General features: G+C 60.0%; 13 protein-coding genes and 1 pseudogene. 9 read left to right on the top strand and 5 right to left on the bottom strand.

Features of this window, described 5'->3' with window-relative positions:
- The first annotated feature begins 65 nt into the window (after positions 1-65).
- The 4 genes from KGA85_RS13600 to KGA85_RS13585 all read left to right on the top strand — a co-directional run bounded on the left by KGA85_RS13600 (position 66) and on the right by KGA85_RS13585 (position 8,122).
- Positions 66-1,064 carry an AraC family transcriptional regulator gene (locus KGA85_RS13600; RefSeq protein ID WP_223455264.1) on the top strand — a complete coding sequence of 333 codons (999 nt, stop codon included), beginning with the start codon at positions 66-68 and terminating at the stop codon, positions 1,062-1,064.
- Positions 1,065-1,212: 148 nt separating this feature from the next.
- Positions 1,213-2,241, top strand: coding sequence for a histone deacetylase family protein (locus KGA85_RS13595; RefSeq protein ID WP_223543169.1), 1,029 nt, complete (start codon positions 1,213-1,215; stop codon positions 2,239-2,241).
- Between the two features lie 15 nt (positions 2,242-2,256).
- Positions 2,257-3,357, top strand: a complete 1,101-nt coding sequence (locus tag KGA85_RS13590; RefSeq protein ID WP_223543168.1) for a polyamine ABC transporter substrate-binding protein — start codon at positions 2,257-2,259, stop codon at positions 3,355-3,357.
- A gap of 160 nt (positions 3,358-3,517) precedes the next feature.
- The gene (locus KGA85_RS13585) at positions 3,518-8,122 is read left to right on the top strand and encodes a dermonecrotic toxin domain-containing protein (protein WP_223543167.1); all 4,605 of its coding nucleotides are present in this window, start codon (positions 3,518-3,520) and stop codon (positions 8,120-8,122) included.
- Positions 8,123-8,194: 72 nt separating this feature from the next.
- Here the strand turns inward: KGA85_RS13585 and KGA85_RS13580 are convergent, their stop codons facing one another.
- Positions 8,195-9,748: a PLP-dependent aminotransferase family protein gene (locus tag KGA85_RS13580; protein ID WP_223543166.1), complete on the bottom strand. Its 1,554-nt coding sequence runs from the start codon at positions 9,746-9,748 to the stop codon at positions 8,195-8,197.
- Positions 9,749-9,840: 92 nt separating this feature from the next.
- Here KGA85_RS13580 and KGA85_RS13575 point away from each other — a divergent pair, with 92 nt between their 5' ends.
- From KGA85_RS13575 to KGA85_RS13560, 4 genes and pseudogenes are all read left to right on the top strand, one after another.
- Positions 9,841-10,464, top strand: coding sequence for an FMN-binding negative transcriptional regulator (locus KGA85_RS13575; RefSeq protein ID WP_057712705.1), 624 nt, complete (start codon positions 9,841-9,843; stop codon positions 10,462-10,464).
- A gap of 10 nt (positions 10,465-10,474) precedes the next feature.
- The gene (locus KGA85_RS13570) at positions 10,475-10,936 is read left to right on the top strand and encodes a GNAT family N-acetyltransferase (protein WP_223455255.1); all 462 of its coding nucleotides are present in this window, start codon (positions 10,475-10,477) and stop codon (positions 10,934-10,936) included.
- 54 nt (positions 10,937-10,990) lie between these two features.
- Positions 10,991-11,662: a GNAT family N-acetyltransferase gene (locus KGA85_RS13565; RefSeq protein ID WP_223455253.1), complete on the top strand. Its 672-nt coding sequence runs from the start codon at positions 10,991-10,993 to the stop codon at positions 11,660-11,662.
- A 301-nt stretch (positions 11,663-11,963) separates the two neighbouring features.
- Positions 11,964-12,980: pseudogene (locus KGA85_RS13560) on the top strand (autotransporter domain-containing protein); the annotation flags it as partial.
- A 75-nt stretch (positions 12,981-13,055) separates the two neighbouring features.
- Here KGA85_RS13560 and oadA read toward each other — a convergent pair.
- Both oadA and KGA85_RS13550 read right to left on the bottom strand, forming a co-directional pair.
- A complete protein-coding gene (gene oadA / locus KGA85_RS13555; protein WP_223455251.1) occupies positions 13,056-14,864 on the bottom strand; it encodes a sodium-extruding oxaloacetate decarboxylase subunit alpha in 1,809 nt (602 codons plus the stop codon).
- An 11-nt stretch (positions 14,865-14,875) separates the two neighbouring features.
- Positions 14,876-16,291 (bottom strand): acetyl-CoA carboxylase biotin carboxylase subunit, encoded by a 1,416-nt coding sequence (locus tag KGA85_RS13550; protein WP_046038868.1) that lies wholly within the window; start codon positions 16,289-16,291, stop codon positions 14,876-14,878.
- Positions 16,292-16,481: 190 nt separating this feature from the next.
- Here KGA85_RS13550 and KGA85_RS13545 point away from each other — a divergent pair, with 190 nt between their 5' ends.
- Positions 16,482-17,444, top strand: coding sequence for a LysR family transcriptional regulator (locus KGA85_RS13545; RefSeq protein WP_095943442.1), 963 nt, complete (start codon positions 16,482-16,484; stop codon positions 17,442-17,444).
- Here the strand turns inward: KGA85_RS13545 and KGA85_RS13540 are convergent.
- Both KGA85_RS13540 and hexR read right to left on the bottom strand, forming a co-directional pair.
- Positions 17,386-17,595, bottom strand: a complete 210-nt coding sequence (locus KGA85_RS13540) for a PA3496 family putative envelope integrity protein (protein WP_046038865.1) — start codon at positions 17,593-17,595, stop codon at positions 17,386-17,388. The genes KGA85_RS13545 and KGA85_RS13540 overlap by 59 nt on opposite strands.
- 161 nt (positions 17,596-17,756) lie before the next feature.
- Positions 17,757-18,623, bottom strand: coding sequence for a transcriptional regulator HexR (gene hexR, locus KGA85_RS13535; RefSeq protein WP_007954250.1), 867 nt, complete (start codon positions 18,621-18,623; stop codon positions 17,757-17,759).
- Between the last annotated feature and the right edge of the window lie 26 nt (positions 18,624-18,649).

The following is an 18,649-nucleotide window of genomic DNA, read 5'->3' as shown; positions in this document are numbered from 1 at the left end:
CCACAGGGGACATCACCCGGCATACAACTTGCTGCGCTCCAGCTATCCCAAGGCTGGAAGTCCTCATGCTCCACTCCCACCTCACCACGCTCAACGCGGTCTCCCTGGTACTCGATGCCTTCAAGGCACAAGGCTTGTCCAGCGAAGCGCTGCTGGCCGGCAGCGGCATCTGTGCGGCGGATCTGAACCGTACCGACACGCGCATCACCACCAATCAGGAAATGCAGGTCTGCGCCAACGCCGTTGCCCTCAAGCGTGACATCGGCCTGGAGCTGGGCCGGCGGATGCACGTTTCCTGCTATGGCATGCTCGGTTACGCCCTGCTCACCAGTGCCACCTTCGGTGACGCTTTGCGTCTGGCGATGCGCTATCCGGCGCTGCTGGGAACACTTTTCGAACTGAGCCTTGAAGACGATGGCGAGCGCATCTGGTTCGCCGCCGCCGATTACCGCGAGAGCCCGGCCATGGCGGTGTTCAACGCCGAGTTCTGCCTGGTGTCGCTGAAAGTCACCTGCGACGACCTGCTCGGCCATTCCCTGCCCTTGCTCGGCGCACGCTTCGAACATGCCGCGCCCGACTACGAAGCGACCTACGCCGAACACTTCAACTGCCCAGTGCACTTCAGCGCGCGGAACAATGCCTTCGCCTTCGACAAGCGCTGGCTCGACCAGCCACTGCCGCTGGCCGATGTCATCACCCATCAAGCCATGGCCGAACGCTGCCGCAAACAGAACATCGAGTTCACCGGGCGACAGGCGTGGCTGGGACGGATCCGCCAATTGCTCAGCGCGCAACTGAATGCCGCGCCCGGGCTGGAGGGGCTGGCCGAGCAAATGAACTGTTCGGCGCGGACCTTGCGCCGGCATCTCAAGGACATGGGTTGCAGCTATCAGGAACTGCTCGACGAACTGCGCTTCGAGCAGGCAAAGCAAATGCTTTGCGAGGATCAATTGCCGATCTATCAGATTGCCGAAGCCCTGGGCTTCAGCGAGACCGCGAGTTTTCGCCATGCGTTTGTGCGCTGGAGTGGTGTGGCGCCCAGCCAGTTTCGGCCACACGGATAACCCTGTGGGAGCGGCGGTACGAGCAAGGGGCGAATTTCGGTCAAATGTTTTGGCCGTATCGATCCCCTTTTGGCCTTTCCTGCCGTTCTCCAAAATCGTCTGCGCCGCAAGACTGTGTGCAACCGAACCAGCCTGCGGAGAACAAGAAATGCTGACAATCTACTCGGATGATCACCACCTGCACCACGGCCGTTGCGAATTGATAGACGGGCAACTCAAGCCCTGCTTCGAAATGCCTTCGCGTGCCGACCACGTGCTGGCACGGGTGCAAAATCAAAATCTGGGCCCTGTCGAAGCGCCAAAGGATTTCGGCCTCGGGCCGATCGAGCGCATTCACAGCCGAGACTACCTCGACTTCTTCAAGGACGCCTGGGCACGCTGGACCGAGTACAACACCGACGGTGACTTGCTGCCCTACACTTGGCCAGCCCGCACCCTGCGCCGCATCAAACCCTCCAGCTTGCATGGTGAACTCGGTTACTACAGCTTCGATGGCGGCGCCCCGATCACCGCCGGCACCTGGCAAGCGGCGTACAGCGCAGCACAAGTTGCCCTCACCGCCCAAGCTGAAATCCAGCGCGGCGCCCGTTCTGCTTTCGCCCTGTGCCGTCCACCGGGACACCACGCCGCCAGCGATTTGATGGGTGGTTATTGCTACCTCAACAACGCTGCCATCGCCGCCCAGGCGTTCCTCGATCAAGGCCATGAAAAGGTCGCGATCCTCGACGTCGACTACCACCACGGCAACGGCACCCAGTCGATTTTCTATGAACGCAGCGACGTGCTGTTCACCTCGATCCACGGCCACCCGGAAGCCGAGTTCCCGTTCTTCCTCGGCTATGAAGATGAACGCGGCGAAGGCGCCGGCGAAGGGTTCAACTTCAACTATCCGTTGGCCGCCGGTTCAGGCTGGGACACCTGGAGCGCAGGGCTGGAACAGGCCTGTAAAGAGATCGAAAGCTACGGCGCCGACATCGTCGTGGTGTCCCTGGGCGTCGACACCTTCAAGGACGATCCAATCTCGCAATTCAAACTCGACAGCCCGGATTACCTGGCCATGGGCAAGCGCATCGCAGCGCTCGGCAAACCCACGCTGTTTGTCATGGAAGGCGGCTATGCCGTGGAAGAAATCGGCATCAATGCCGTAAACGTTCTCGAAGGCTTTGAAAGCGCTTAATGAGGAAGTAGAAGAATGAAAAGTCTTAAGCGTTTTATTTTTCCAGCCCTGTGCGCCATGCTGCTCAGCGGCACTGCACACGCTGAAGAGCGAACGTTGCGCGTCTACAACTGGTTCGACTACATCACGCCCAAGGCCCTGGAAGACTTCAAGACCCAGAACACCCAGACCAAACTGGTCTATGACATCTTCGACACCAACGAAGCGCTGGAGGCCAAGCTGCTGACCGGCAACTCCGGCTACGACGTGGTGGTGCCGTCCAACGTGTTCCTCGCCAAGCAAATCGAAGCCGGGGTGTTCCAGCCCCTGGACCGCAGCAAGCTGCCGAACTGGAACCACCTCGATCCCAAGCTGATGAAGCTGATCGAAGCCAACGACCCGGGCAACAGGTTCGCCGTGCCGTACATGTACGGGACCATCCTGATCGGCTTCAACCCGGACAAGGTCAAGGCCGCGCTCGGCGACAACGCACCCGTGGATAGCTGGGACCTGATCTTCAAGGAAGAAAACATCAGCAAGCTCAAGCAGTGCGGCGTCGCCCTGCTCGACTCGCCCTCGGAGATACTGCCACTGGCTCTGCAACACCTCGGCCTGGACCCCAACAGCAAGAAGCCTGCGGACTACGACAAGGCTGAAGCACTGCTGATGAAGATCCGTCCGTATATCACCTACTTCCACTCGTCCAAGTACATGGCCGATATCGCCAACGGTGACATCTGCGTCGCGGTCGGCTATTCCGGCAGCTTCTCGCAAGCCGCCAACCGCGCCAAGGAAGCCAAGAACGGTGTGGTCGTCGACATGCGTTTGCCGAAGGAAGGCGCGCCGATCTGGTTCGACATGCTGGCGATTCCGAAAGGGGCGAAAAACCCCGAAGACGCCTACACCTTCATCAACTACCTGCTGCAGCCGCAAGTGATTGCACCGGTCAGCGACTTCGTGGGTTATCCGAACCCGAACAAGGACGCCACGGAACTGGTCGACCCGGCGATCCGCAACAATCCCAACCTGTACCCAACTGACGCGGCGATGGGCACGCTCTACACCCTGCAACCGCTGCCGCGCGATGCCGAACGTGCACGAACCCGGGCCTGGACCAAGATCAAGTCCGGTACCTGATAACCGCGTCGTTCCCGTCGCCATCAAGACCTGCGTTTTGCGCAGGTCTTTTTTTGCCCGCAATAATTATTTACCGCCAATGCCGTCTTGCCCGTCACTACCTTGCGGGGATCGCACACCGAACGTTCAACGGTGCCAGCCCCCACAAAGGATGTGACCCATGCCCGAAACTTCCACCTCCCTTTCCGCTCCCGATCTCTCAGCTGATCAAGACGCCTTGCTTACCCAATTGGTGGCCGGCCCCTCGATCAGGGAGGTCGCCACCCATGCATTGCAACCGGCCCTGAAAGCGCTGTACCCGGACCTGCACATCGACCCGCGCCTGGCCATGGTGGTTACCCCGACCTGGACCCTTCACGAACAGCGTGTCGTCCCAGGACCACGCCGCTTTGAATCGTTGACCGACGCGCTGGTACGCCATGGTGTAGCGGCCACCCCCGTGGTCTACCTCGATGGCGAGCACTACCTCACGCTGCAACCGCTGAAATCCACTCCGGCGCAACTGCCCGTCAGAATCGATGCCATCGGGCGACTGCTCAACGAGCTGGCGCCGCTGCTGTTTGTTGCGTTTCAAGAGCAACAGGTCGACTACTGGAACCAGTACACCCGAGCGTCCGCGCCACGGTGGAAAAGCCTGTCCAACTCGCTACGCGAACTGTGGAACATCGAATCGAACTCGAACTCGAACTGGGACACCGACCGTTACGCCATGGCCCGCAATCTGTTCGCTTACCCGGAAAAAAGCACGCGCGAGCCTCACGACCCCTATCATTCGCGGGCATGCCTGATCGACCTCGACGGCTTGAGCGAGGGCGTCTCGACTCACCTCAACATCCTCGACATGGCGGTACTGATCGGAACCCAAGGCACCCGCAGCCTCATCATTACTCACACCATTACCCGCGGCTTTCAGGCCTACGACTCGTTACAGGGACTGGGAGAATCCTTGCTGACGTATTCAGATGGGCAGGCAACCGGCAGCACCTTGCAATGGCGCCTGATCGAGCCGGAGGGCAATTACTTCGACCATCTGGCGTGCAACCTGATTGCCCTGCAAGCGGACTCGATTGGCGCCCTGGCGAACGATACCGGCGCGGTGAATCCCGACCTGGCACCGCACATCAGCCGTTCAACGAACGAACTCTACCCAAAGGACAAGCAAAAACCCTCTCGATTCAATCGGGTCGAGCAAGTATTGCCGGACTGGATGGCCAGCGCTTCAGCCAGCGATCTCACCGCTTACAGCCGTCACCTGATGGATCTGGCACAAATACAGAATCAGAACGCCGGTCAGTCGTTTCAAGACGGGATCAAGCCAATCCGCGAGTTCACCCTGGATCAACTGCGCGATGCCATGCTCAAAGAGCACGCCGATGCCGCACAACTGAATCTGGCGGACATCGAGATCGTGGTCGATAGCGTGGTGGTCTGGGGCGCCTTCGTGCCGCTGGTCAAGCCCGAGCGCACCACGCTGAGCCTGGTCGACCTGGCACTGCAAAACCTGATTGCCCTGCCGCTGGGCGACAAAACCGTGCGCAGCACCAGCGCCACAGCACTGCCGGCATGGTTGACGGTGAGTTACCTGGAGGCGCTGATCACCAGCGTCGACATCGGCAAGACCTATCCGACGCTGATCAAAAGCAAACTGCTCGACGATCCCCTTGAGAGCCTGCGGCGCCAGAATTTGTTCACCAGCCACTTGCGGGTCGAGCTGCCGCTCCTGGCGTTGCAGCAAAAGATTCGCGCACAGGGCGGGATTGATGAACGGGGTTACCGCTATGTCGCGGCCGTGGTTCAAGCGCTTGATGCCAACCGCTGGGTGGATGGCCAGGAAATTGTCATTCGCCCACTGGCGCTCAATCCCGGCTGGCGCCTGAGTGCCACTGCGGACGAAGTGGCCAACATGTTCGTGATCGGCCCACGGCAGATGGACAAAGGCCCCTGCCTGCTCTACCGACCCCTGCTCGATCAGCCATTGAGCCAGTACCCGACAACGGCCAACCTGGTCTATGCCATCAAACACACGCCGAAATTGCGTCAATCGGTGCTCGCCTGGTTGCCGGACAGAGTGCGCGCCAATTACGCGAACTACGTGTTCACCGGCGACCGACCTTCGGTCTGGTCCCTCTCGCAACTCCTGGCTGACCCACTGACCCCGCTGCAAATGGGCGGTACGCTTTCCCTGGGTACCGGGGTCGTCGCCGCTGATTATCTGGCCAACTTGTTCAAGGCCAACGTCAACGCGCTGGTCGAGCTGGCGCAACAGCAATCGGTGTCCAATGCACAGAATCGCTGGGCGACCTTCAAGCAAGCGGCGTGGATGATTCTAAACGCGGCGCTGCCCTTTCTTGGCCGCACCGTCGGAACGGCCGCCTGGATCTGGCAGGTACTGGATGACCTGCAACAAACCGTGGACGCCGACGAGACCGGTGACCGACAACAACAGAAAACCGCAATGACCGACCTGTTGCTGACCCTGGCCATGGTGCTCGCCCATCACGCCAGCACGCGCCATGCGACTGCCCGCAGAATTGAGGAAAGGCCCTCGCCAACGGTAGCGACCGAAGTTGAGGAGAAACCGGCATCCCCCCCTGTTGTGGTTGTTCAGTTGCCCGATACCGTCGGCGAGCCTGCCTCTTCACAGCATCGAATATCCGTGCTGACAGGTGCCGCCCTGAGCCTGGCGAAAACCCTGGACCGCTTCAACATCACCAGACCCGAACCACTCACCCCACCCGACAGCAACAACGGTGTCTACCGCCACCTCTATCGCCACGGGACCCGGTACTACGCCCCGGTCGGTGAGCGCTGGTTCGAAGTGGCCGTTGAGGAAACCGGTGAGGTATCGATTATCGACTCACGGCAACAGCCCCTACGCAGCGGCCCTGCATTGATCAGCAATCAACGGGGTGATTGGTTTGTCGATACGCGCCTGCGTCTGCGGGGCGGTGGTTTGTCGAGTCGACGCAAGGCGTTGAAACAACAAAATCGACAGCGCGTCACCGAGCTCAAACAGCAGTTGGCCGAATTCAATAACCAACGTGAAAGCGCACGCACAGAGCTGACGGATGCATTCAACAAAATGAAAGTCGCCAGCGACGAGATACGGCCTGCCATTCAACAGCAGTTCCTCGATAAACTCGACCAGCGCACCAGCCAATACGCGGCTCCCATTGAACAATTGAAATCATTGAACCTGCTCGAAACGGTTTCCAGTTTCCGCACCGACATGGTCGAGATGCTCGGCACCCAGCTGTTTTTCAACCAGACATGGCTCGATCAAAAAAGTCCAGCCTTCACCGAAACCCTGCAGGAGACCCTGACGCTGCTGGAAGCTGAAGAAACGGCAGGCGGGGCTGGCGACCGTACGACCTATCAAAAAATGATCGGCCTGACCGAGGGCATGATCGGCAAAATCGAGTTTGCTCATTCACGTTTCCAGGAGTTGAGTCGACTGGGTAGAAGTGCTGCGGAGATGGTCAGCACCTACAAAGCCAAACTGCCGGCTTACAGCCTGAACGATCTCAAGGCGCTCCAGGTTTCCCTGGCCCGCGAGGTTTGCCTCAATGAGGGTGACAGCGTTGCCCTGAATGAAGCACGAAGCGAATTCGCACGCCTGCTCGACACGACCAATCTGGTTATCCAGACCTCGCAAGAGCTGATGCTGCAAGAAAGCGCCTGGGGGGCAGGTGAACGCATCGAAGCACTCAGTGGCATGCTCGAACAGTTCGTGGCCATTGAACAATCCTTCGAGGACTTCGCCGTCAACCACAAGGATGCAGTACAGGAACAACCGCTCAAGCACTTGCGCAAACGGGTCAACGAATTCCAGCAGGACACCGAGGGTTACCTGGCACAGTTGCTACGAGAGGAACTACCCAAAGAACTCCGCCCAGGACCTTCCAGGTCTGTACCGGCATCGCGCAAACGAGTGGTGAAAACACGCTTCAATGGCACAGTCGTGGGCGAAGTACGTTCCGCTGCACCGGGAGAGCCGGTTCTGCTTGATGTGCGCGCACCCATGACCGGCAAAGTCATCGCCACCTTTCACGAAAAAACACCCGGGGTCTGGCTTGAACGGGTTCCGGCCAGACGTCGCCGTCCGACGGTTCCAGCACCGGCACTCGACACGCAAATTGCCCATGGCCGGACACTGCTCGATGGCCTGGAAAGCTTTATCCAGCAAACCGAAGCGAGCGCAAAAAAGCCCGGCCGCATCCCGGTGGAAATCGAGGAACTGTTCCAGCAAAAAGCCGACCATTTCGACCAGAGTGCCAGGACCCTTGAGCAATCCCTGATCAACTCTAACAGCATCGATGGACCCACAGTTACCGCGACGGAACTGGGCGCAGAGTTGAACGAGGCGCGTGATCGACTGTACGCCGAGGGTCAACGGATACGCATCGATATGACCAAACAGCAGCCACCCACGGCCGCCCGCGTCCAGTGGCTGCGAAGCAAAAATGAAATCGACATCGTGCGCAGCGGTGATCGACGCCGGCTCAAGGGCCCGCGCAAGGATTACATGCAGGAATATGAAATTCGCGAGCGCCGAAACCAGCAAGTGCTGTGGTATGCGCATTTCCACTATGCCAGCCAGGATGCGCCGGTCGACGCCTTCACCGTTGCCCATCTGAAACTGCGGGATCAACGACTGCTGGCGGGTGCATTCGACCTGCGCTCGGCCACCACCAACCCGCAAGTGATTGCAATCTATCGCAGCGAGATCAGCCCGCAACTGGCACGTGCGCTGTTCTTCTCGTAAACCCGGAGCGCCAATTGGCCTTCTGGAACAACACCGGGAAGCCCGTAAGCGCGGACTGCCAATCCGCGCGCTTCAGCCAATACGCCACACTGCCCGTAACCGTTGCAGCGCCGCCTCGATTGCCTTTTCGGGCACTGCGGCAAAACCCAGTACCAGACCGGCGCGTTGATCCATCGGGGTTGCGGACTCCGGCAGCCAATAACTGCTCAAGCCGTTGACCTCGACATCGACACTGCTCGCCAACTCAATCAGCTCGCGTTCACGGGCCACGCTGTCGACCGGCACCGTCATGTGCAATCCCGCGGCGACGGTGGGCAGCTTGCCGATGCCTGGAATATCCAGTGGCCAACCATTGAGCAAAGTATTGCGCCGACTCAGCGCCGCACGTCGCATACGCCGGATGTGACGCTGGAAATGCCCGGCCGCCATGAACTCGGCCATCACCGCCTGGGTGCTGACTTCGGAGTGCCGCACGTCCACCGCACGTCGCTGCGCAAAGGCCTGCACCAGCCCCGGCGGCAGCACCAGATAACCAAGACGCAACGCCGGAAACGCGACCTTGCCGAACGTGCCGACATACAACACCCGTCCGTGACGATCGAGCGCTGCCAAAGGCGCCAGTGGCGCGCCGCTGTATCGGTACTCGCCATCATAGTCATCCTCGACGATCCAGCCCTGAGTGCGCTCGGCCCAGGCCAGCAGCTCCAGGCGTCGCGCCAGGCTCATGACCACGCCGGTGGGATACTGGTGTGACGGCGTGACGTAGGTCAGCCGACAATCATCGAGTGCCGACAGTTCGCTGCAATTGATGCCCTCGCTGTCCACCGCCACCCCGTGCAGCCGCGCGCCCGCCACAGCGAAGGCATGACCTGCCGCCCGATACCCCGGATTTTCAATCGCCACCCCGTCACCGGGCTCCACCAGCAACTGTGCACAAAGGCTGATTCCCTGCTGCGCGCCACTGGTGATCAGAATTTGTTCAGCTGTGCACTGCATGCCACGGGAACTGCGTAAATACGCGGCGATCATCCCGCGTAAGCGTGCATCGCCTGCCGGATCGCCGTAGCACAGCTGTTGAAAATCCGGCTTGCGCCAGAAAGCCGCATTCAGCTTGGCCCAGACCTCGAATGGAAACAGATCGAACGCCGGAACACCGACCCGAAATGCCCGGGGCGGACCGCTCGGCGGAGTGGCCAAATGGTTGTTTTTGACCCGAGTCAACGGGTCGTTGTGGATAACTTTGCTGGATGAATCCACAGGTAAATCGAGCCAATTTGTGGATAAGGCTGTGGGTAACCCTGTTGAAAAGCCTGTGGATACTTTTGTGGATAGTTTTTTCGCCGGTATGGTTGCCTGGGGCAATTGCGCGACATAAGTCCCGTCGCCTACCCGCCCTTCGATAAACCCTTCGGCGTACAGCTGATCGTAGGCACGCACCACACTGTTGCGGGAAATCGCCAGCGCTGCTGCCAGATCACGACTGGCAGGCAGACGCGTACCGCTGGCCAGTCGCCCGTCCAACACACGCGTACGCAATGCCTGGTAGAGCTGACGACTCAGCCCCTGGCGACGATCAAGTTCGATACCCGCCGGGTTGAAGGTCAGGGACAGTGGTTCGCTAGTCATCGCAATGGACCCATGAAATTGGTCATTAATGGCTCTTACAACAGACCAATAGCCTGCCTAGGATGCAGACATTCGCCAAGGAAAATATCTCCATGTACACGCCACGTGCTTTTGCCATCGACGAGTTGTCCCAACTGCATGAACTGATCCTAGCCACCCGTCTCGCCATATTGGTGACCCACGGTGAAAGCGGCCTGCAAGCCAGCCATGTACCAGTGCTGCTGCATTGCGAACAAGGCTCGAACGGCACGTTGTACGGGCATCTGGCCAAAGCCAATCCACAGTGGAAAGACCTGCGCGACGGCGCCGAAGCCCTGCTGATTTTTGCCGGTGCCGACGCCTACGTCAGCCCTGGCTTCTACCCGAGCAAGGCCGAACACGGCAAAGTCGTGCCAACCTGGAACTACGTCGCCGTACACGCCTATGGCCGAGCCGAAACCTTCAGCGATGGCGGGCGGCTGCTCGACATCGTCAGCACCCTCACCGATCGTCATGAAGCTGGCCGCGCCCAACCGTGGTCAGTGGCCGATGCCCCCGCCGATTACATCGACGGCATGCTCAAGGCCATTGTCGGTTTCGCCATTCCCATCGACCGTCTGGAAGGCAAGCGCAAGCTCAGCCAGAACCGCAGCCCCGCCGACATCGCCGGCGTGCGCAAAGGCCTGGCCGCCAGCCCCGACGTCAACGACCAAACTCTCGCCCAATTAATGCGCTAAGGAAGTCACCATGAGTCAAATCGACATTCGCCAAGTCACCGCCGGTGATCACGCGGCCTGGTTGCCGCTGTGGCAGGCCTACCTGCGCTTCTACAAAACCGAATTACCGGAGGCCGTTACCCATAGCACTTGGCAGCGCATGCTCGACCCGAGCGAACCAACCCACGCCGCCCTCGCCTGGGCCGACGGCAAAGCGGTGGGCATGGTGCATTTCATCTACCATCGTTCGAACTGGGCCATCGAAAACTCCTGCTACCTGCAAGACTTGTTGGTAGCACCGGAAACCCGCGGCACCGGCGTCGGCCGGCAGTTGATCGAATTCGTCTACACCACGGCCAAGGCTGACGGCTGCAACAAGGTCCACTGGCTGACCCACGAAACCAACGCCACCGCGATCCAGCTCTACGAGCGCATCGCCGAACGCCCCGGTTTCATCCAGTTTCGCAAAGCCATAGGGGGCGTTCTCAATTAGTTTTCCCGTCGTGAAAACTAATTGAGAAAGCCCCCTAGGTTCAAGGAGAACAACATGTCGATTTCACTCACCGACTGGAAAGGCGTCCCGGCCCCCACGACTCAATTGATCGAAGGGCGTTACATCCGCCTGGAAAAACTCGACCCGGCGCGCCACGGCGACGACCTGTTCAACGCCCTGCAAGGCCCCGGCGCCGACCCGAAACTCTGGGACTATCTGCCTTACGGCCCCTTCCCGGAGCGCAGCGTCTTCAACGACTGGCTGAACAACCACGCGGCCAGCAGCGACCCGTATTTCTTCAGCGTGATCGACCGCGCCAGCGGCGAGGTCCAGGGCCTTCTCAGCCTGATGTCCATCGTCCCGGCCCAGGGCCGCATCGAAATCGGCCACGTCACCTTCGGCGCGCCGATGCAGCGCTCGCCGAAAAGCACCGAGGCGGTTTACCTGTTGGCCAAGGAATCCTTTGCCCTGGGCTACCGCCGCCTGGAATGGAAATGCAATAACGCCAACGCCCGCTCCAAATACGCGGCCGAGCGCCTGGGCTTCAGTTTTGAAGGTGTGTTCCGTCAGCACATGGTGGTCAAAGGGCAAAATCGGGACACCGCGTGGTACTCGATCCTGGACTCGGAATGGCCGGAGATTGGCGCGGGGTTCGAGAAGTGGCTGAGCGATGAGAACCAGACGGCTTCGGGGCAGGTTAAAGGGTTGGTAGAGTGTCGCGCGTAAAGTGCTTCCAGGCATCGCGATAGCCGGCCATGTCCCGACTTCTTGTAAGAAAAGACGTCAGTTCGAAGGGGCAAAAACTGTCTCCGTCGAACAGTCAGCCATTGACTACATGACAATCTGAGACTCCCCGCACCACCGCAGGAACCGCCTGACATCGGTACCGATAGCCTTCCTTTTAGAGTTTGGTCTTCTGACAAAGAGGCCAAACTCGATGCCTGTTCAACACAAATACCGACCCCAACAACTCACCTTGGCGATTGCACTTGTCCTGGGTTGCGCTGACGTTGCATCCGCCCAACAACCGGCGCCACCCAGCCCAGAGAACGCGTCTGACGCCATCGAGCAACTGGCCGCAGGTACTATCGCCAACCTGGCCAACGCGACGTTGAACAGTGACCGCTCCGTGAGCGCCGCGATGCTCTCGGCGATGCGCCAGTCAGGCAGTGCCTCAGGTTTCAGCAGTCAAAAGAGAGCATCGCGCCCGGCAGCGGCCGACAATAGCGCTAGCCGAGTCTGGCTACAGGCATTGGGGTACGGCGGCACACTGGATCGCGACTACGATGCCTTGAAGTACTCGACCCAAGGTCTGGTTCTGGGGGCGGATTGGCCAGTTGACGAAGAATGGCGCATCGGCATGATGGGGGGTAAATCACAGACTCGCCTGGACAGCCGTGACCTCGACGGCGATCTCGATAGCTGGCATTTGGGGGCTTATGCCCTGCGCCAGAGCGGCTCCATGTCTTTGCGCCTTGGCGCCAGCTACAGCAATCACGACGGCAGCACTCAACGCCAGGTGGCCTTCAATGGTTTCAGTGACCGCCCCAAAGGCAGGTACGACGCCAACACCCAACAGGCGTTTGCCGAAGTCGGATACAACCTCGGCCGCGCCAACATCAACATCGAGCCATTCGCCGGCCTTGGCTACCAACGTTATCAGCGCGATGGCTTCACGGAAAAAGGAGGCGCTGCGGCGTTAAAGGTCGAGGGCCAGGAGCAGAACAATCTCAACAGCACTTTTGGCCTGCGACTGGCGAAGATCAATACGCTGGATAACGGCATGCAACTGACGCCACGGTTCAGTGCCAGCTGGAAACATACCTACGGGGAGATCGCCACGGAAACCCGCCAACGGCTGATCACCGGTGGCGGTAAAGACACCGTTTCCGGTGCGCCGCTGGATCGCGACAGTCTGATGGTGGATGCGGGTCTGGAGCTGGGGCTTTCGGCGCAGCACACGCTGGGCGTCGGCATAAATGGCGAGATGGGCACCGACAGCCGAAACCATGGCGCGACAGCGCAGTGGCGGATGACCTTCTAACCATCAAACGCTGGGCGAAAAAAAGGGGAGCACATGCTCCCCCGAGGTATAAAGCGTTGTATCGCGGCTGTTAACTCAGCCTTCGATCTCGATCAGGATCTCGCCCGGGTTCACCCGGTCGCCCTTGGCCACGTGAATGGCGGTGACTTTACCGGCGATGGCCGCCTGGACTTCGGTTTCCATCTTCATCGCTTCGGTGATCAACACGGCCTGGCCTGCCTTGACGGTGTCGCCCTCCTTGATCAGCACGTCGACGATGTTGCCCGGCATGGTGGTGCTGACATGACCCGGCGCAGTGGCTTGCTTGCGCTTGCTGCTGCCGCCGCCAACGAATTCGTTGAGTGGCTCGAACACCACCTCTTCCGGCATGCCGTCGATGGACAGGTAGAAGTGACGCTTGCCTTCGGCCTTGACACCGACACCGGTGATGTCGACGCGGTAGGTTTCGCCGTGAACGTCAATGACGAACTCGGTCGGCACGCCTTCCCCACCAACAGAAGTGACGCCGCCGGCTTCAGGAATCGGCAGCAACACTTCAGGTGTCAGAGTCCCGGCAGCACGTTCTTCGAGGAACTTGCGACCGATGTCCGGGAACATGGCGAAGGTCAGTACGTCTTCTTCAGACTTGGCCAGTGCACCGATATCGGCACGCAGCTTGGCCATTTCCGGCTTGAGCAGGTCAGCCGGGCGAACGTCGATCACTTCTTCGCTGCCGATGGCCTGGCGACGCAGTTGTTCGTTCACGGTGCCCGGCGCCTTGCCGTAGCCGCCTTGCAGGTACAGCTTCACTTCGTTGGTGATGGTCTTGTAGCGCTCGCCGGCCAGCACGTTGAAGAACGCCTGGGTGCCGACGATCTGCGAAGTCGGGGTCACCAGCGGCGGGAAGCCGAGGTCTTCACGAACCCGCGGAATTTCGGCCAGCACTTCGCTCATGCGATTCAGTGCGCCCTGCTCTTTCAACTGGTTGGCCAGGTTGGAAATCATCCCGCCCGGTACCTGGTTGACTTGAACACGGGTGTCGACGGCGGTGAACTCGCTTTCGAACTGGTGGTACTTCTTGCGCACGGCGTAGAAGTACAGACCGATCTCCTGCAGCAGCTCCAGGTTCAGGCCGGTGTCGAACTCGCTGCCTTTAAGGGCGGCGACCATCGACTCGGTGCCCGGGTGGCTGGTGCCCCAGGCAAAGCTGGAGATCGCGGTGTCGATGTGATCGGCGCCGTTTTCGATGGCCTTCATTTGGCACATCGCGGCCAGGCCAGCGGTGTCGTGGGAGTGAATGAATACTGGCAGCGATTGCTCGGCTTTCAATGCCTTGACCAGTTCGCCGGTGGCGTACGGGGTCAGCAGGCCGGCCATGTCCTTGATCGCCACCGAGTCGCAACCCATGGCTTCCATTTGCTTGGCCTGGTTCACGAAGGCCTCGATGGTGTGCACCGGGCTGGTGGTGTAGGCGATGGTGCCCTGGGCGTGTTTGCCGGAGGCTTTCACCGCCTCGATGGCCACGCGCAGGTTACGCACGTCGTTCATGGCGTCGAAGATGCGGAACACGTCGATGCCGTTGACCGCGGCCTTGGCGACGAAGGCCTTGACCACGTCGTCGCTGTAGTGGCGGTAGCCCAGCAGGTTCTGGCCGCGCAACAGCATTTGCAGGCGGGTATTAGGCAGCGCGGCGCGCAACTGGCGCAGACGCTCCCACGGATCTTCTTTCAGGAAACGTACGCAGGCGTCGAACGTCGCGCCGCCCCAGCACTCCAGCGACCAGTAGCCGACTTTGTCGAGCTTGTCGCAGATCGGCAGCATGTCTTCGGTGCGCATGCGGGTCGCGAGCAGCGATTGGTGGGCGTCGCGCAGGATCGTGTCGGTAACGTGGATTTGTTTGCTCATTGTTCTATTCCTCACAGGCCTGCGTGGGCGGCGATGGCGGCGGCGATGGCCAGGGCCAGCTCTTCGGGTTTGCGCTTGATCGAGTAGTTGGTCAGTTCAGGGTGGCTTTCAACGAAGCTGGTGTTGAACTGGCCGCTACGGAATTCCGGGTTACGCAGGATTTCCTGGTAGTACGCGGCGGTGGTCTTGACCCCTTGCAGACGCATGTCGTCCAGGGCGCGCAAGCCACGGTCCATCGCCTCTTCCCAGGTCAACGCCCACACCACCAGTTTCAGGCACATGGAGTCGTAGTACGGCGGGATGGTGTAGCCGGTGTAGATCGCCGTGTCGGTCCGCACGCCGGGGCCGCCGGGAGCGTAGTAACGCGTGATCTTGCCGAAGCTCGGCAGGAAGTTGTTCTTCGGGTCTTCGGCGTTGATCCGGAACTGCAGGGCGAAACCACGGTGCTGGATGTCTTCCTGTTTCACCGAAAGCGGCAGGCCGGAGGCAATGCGAATCTGCTCACGGACAATGTCGATGCCGGTGATTTCTTCGGTGATGGTGTGTTCCACCTGCACCCGGGTGTTCATCTCCATGAAGTACACCTCGCCCTCGGCGAGCAGGAACTCCACCGTGCCGGCATTCTCGTAACCCACGGCCTTGGCTGCGCGCACTGACAGGTCGCCGATGTAGGCGCGCTGTTCCGGGGTCAGTTGCGGGCTCGGGGCGATCTCGATCAGCTTCTGGTTGCGGCGCTGGATCGAGCAGTCACGCTCGAACAGGTGCACCACATTGCCGAAGCTGTCGCCAAGAATCTGCGCTTCGATGTGCTTCGGATTGACGATGCATTTTTCCAGGAACACTTCCGCCGACCCAAAAGCCTTGGTGGCTTCGGAAATGACGCGCGGGAAAGCCTGTTCGAGTTCTTCGCGGCTGTTGCAGCGACGAATACCGCGGCCGCCACCACCGGAAGTGGCCTTGAGCATCACCGGGTAGCCGATGCGATCGCCTTCGGTCAGGGCTTCTTCGATGCCCGACACGTTGCCTTCAGTGCCCGGGGTCACCGGTACGCCGGCCTTGATCATGCTGCGGCGAGCTTCGGTCTTGTCGCCCATGCGGCGAATGACTTCAGCCGACGGGCCGATGAATTTGATCCCGCGTTCGGCGCAGATCTCCGCCAGTTCGGCGTTTTCCGAAAGGAAGCCATAGCCGGGGTGCAGTGCATCGCAACCGGTTTCCACAGCCAGGTTCACCAGCTTGCGCGGGTTCAGGTAACCGGCCAGAGGTTCGGCACCAATGCTGTGGGCCTCGTCCGCACGCTTGACGTGCAAGGCATGACGGTCGGCATCGGAGTAGATCGCGACCGAGCGAATGCCCATTTCGGCGCAGGCACGTACGATTCGTACGGCAATCTCACCACGGTTGGCGATCAGGATCTTTGTTATCACTTGGAGTTTCCCTTGAGCCGGTGGTACCCACGACCTGCTAGACCAGGTCGACGAGTGACCAAATGTTTCAGTTTGGTCGCAGGTCCACACTAGCGCCCACAAGGGATTAACAAAAATGAATAATTATTGGGTCACGCATAAGTAAAGACTTATAGTTGATTCACCAGCCAGCGACGAGAGCGACCATATAATGCGTAAGTCATTGATGCGTATGACTTTGCGTCAACTGCAGATCTTCAATGAGGTCTGTGATTTGCGCTCCTACAGCCGCGCGGCCGAGGAAATGTCGCTCACACAACCTGCCGTCAGCCTACAGATTCGTCAACTTGAAGAGCTGATTGGCCAGCCTTTGTTCGATTACGTCGGCAAAAAACTCTACATGACCGAAGCGGCTGAAGCGTTACAGCGGGCCAGTCGGGATATTTTCGGGCGCCTGGAAAACCTCGACATGCAACTGTCGGACATGCAGGGCTCGTTGCAGGGGCAACTGAAACTGGCGATTGAATCCAGCGCCAAATACTTCGTGCCGCATCTGTTTGCCGCGTTCAAACGCCAGCACCCGGAAGTGAACCTGCAACTGACGGTGGTCAATCGCGGCCAGGTCATTCGGCGCCTGTCGGACAACCGCGACGACCTGGTGATCATGTCCATGGTGCCTCAGGACATGGGCCTGGAATTCCTGCCGTTCCTGAACAACCCAATCGTCGCCGTGGCGCCACCGGATCACCCGCTGTGTCATATGGGGCCGCTGCGCCTGCAGGATCTCGAGCCTTACACACTGCTGCTGCGTGAGCCGGGCTCAGGGACGCGGCTGGCGTGCGAAGAATACTTCAAAGAGAAGCGCGTGCACTTCAACCAGACCCAGGAGGTCTCGTCTGCCGAAGCTCAGCGTGAATGTGTACTGGCAGGCCTGGGCGTTGCGCTGTTGACGCGCCACGCCCTGAGCCTTGAGCTGGCAACCGGTGGGCTGATCGAGCTACCGGTCGAAGAGCTGCCACTGTTTCGCAGTTGGTGCCTGGTGCAGGCCAAGGCGAAACGCCTGTCACCGGTGGCTCACGCCTTCCTGGCGTTTATCCGTAGCGAACGGCTTCAGATCAGCGCGCTGGTTGAGCGTTTCGACGGGACGCCGAGGGAGATGCCTGCCAGAAGTTGAGTTCCAATTCTGGAAAATCACCGATTTCGGCCAGAAGCTGACGGCGTTCGCAGCGATCTTCGATGGCGCGGCGGAATTCCATGCGGCGCTGATCTTCTTGCTGACGACGGGTTTTGACAGCGCTGTTGCGTTCTTCGTAGGGCATGGCCATTTCGAGTCTCCCAAGGCGAGTACGGGAGTTTCAAGATAGGCGCGGGGGATGACGGTTTGGCGGCTCGATGGTTACAGACCGATGAATGTTGGTTGGGTGCCCACTGCACCTGTGGCGCGGGGGCTTGTCGGATCGCCACAGAGTCCGGGTTGGCCTACAGATCAATCATCCAGCGCTTTCACCGACTTGGGCGACAACCGCAAGCTGCGCAGGCTGCGCTTGACGCTCTTGAGGTGGTTGACCAGGCTCGGGCCACGCGCCATGGCCACGCCCATCGCCAGCACGTCGATCACCACCAGGTGGGCGATACGCGAAGTCAGCGGTGTATAGATTTCAGTGTCTTCATGCACATCGATCGCCAGATTGACCGTAGACAACTCGGCCAACGGCGTCTGGCTCGGGCACAAGGTGATCAACGAGGCACCGCTTTCGCGCACCAGGTTGGCGGTGATCAGCAGGTCCTTGGAACGCCCGGACTGGGAAATGCAGATCGCCACGTCGGTTGGCTTTAGCGTCACAGCCGACATTGCCTGCATGTGCGGGTCGGAATACGCCGCAGCAGTGAGCAGCAAGCGGAAGAACTTGTGCTGGGCGTCCGCTGCGACCGCACCCGAGGCGCCGAAGCCGTAGAACTCGACACGCTGGGCCTGGGACATCAATGTCACCGCCCGCTGCAATTCCAGCGGATCGAGCTTCTCGCGAACCTCCATCAGCGTATGCAGGGTGGTGTCGAAGATTTTCAAGCTGTAGTCGGCGACCGAATCATCCTCATGGATCGCAAACTGGCCGAAACTCGCACCTGCCGCCAGGCTCTGGGCCAGCTTCAACTTCAGGTCCTGAAAGCCGGAACAACCGATGGCACGGCAAAAACGCACGATGGTCGGTTCGCTGATGCCCACGCTGTGGGCCAGGTCGGCCATGGAGCTGTGCATCACGGCCGCAGGATCAAGCAGCACGTGGTCGGCGACCTTGAGCTCCGACTTGCGTAACAGGTGGCGAGACTGGGCGATGTGTTGCAGCAGATTCAAGGGGCTGGACTCTTTGTTATTGGCAG

The organism is Pseudomonas sp. GL-B-12 (genome assembly GCF_019955895.1).
Taxonomy (GTDB): Bacteria; Pseudomonadota; Gammaproteobacteria; order Pseudomonadales; family Pseudomonadaceae; genus Aquipseudomonas.
Note: the sequence above shows the minus strand (reverse complement) of the source record. Positions and strands in the feature narration are given on the sequence as shown.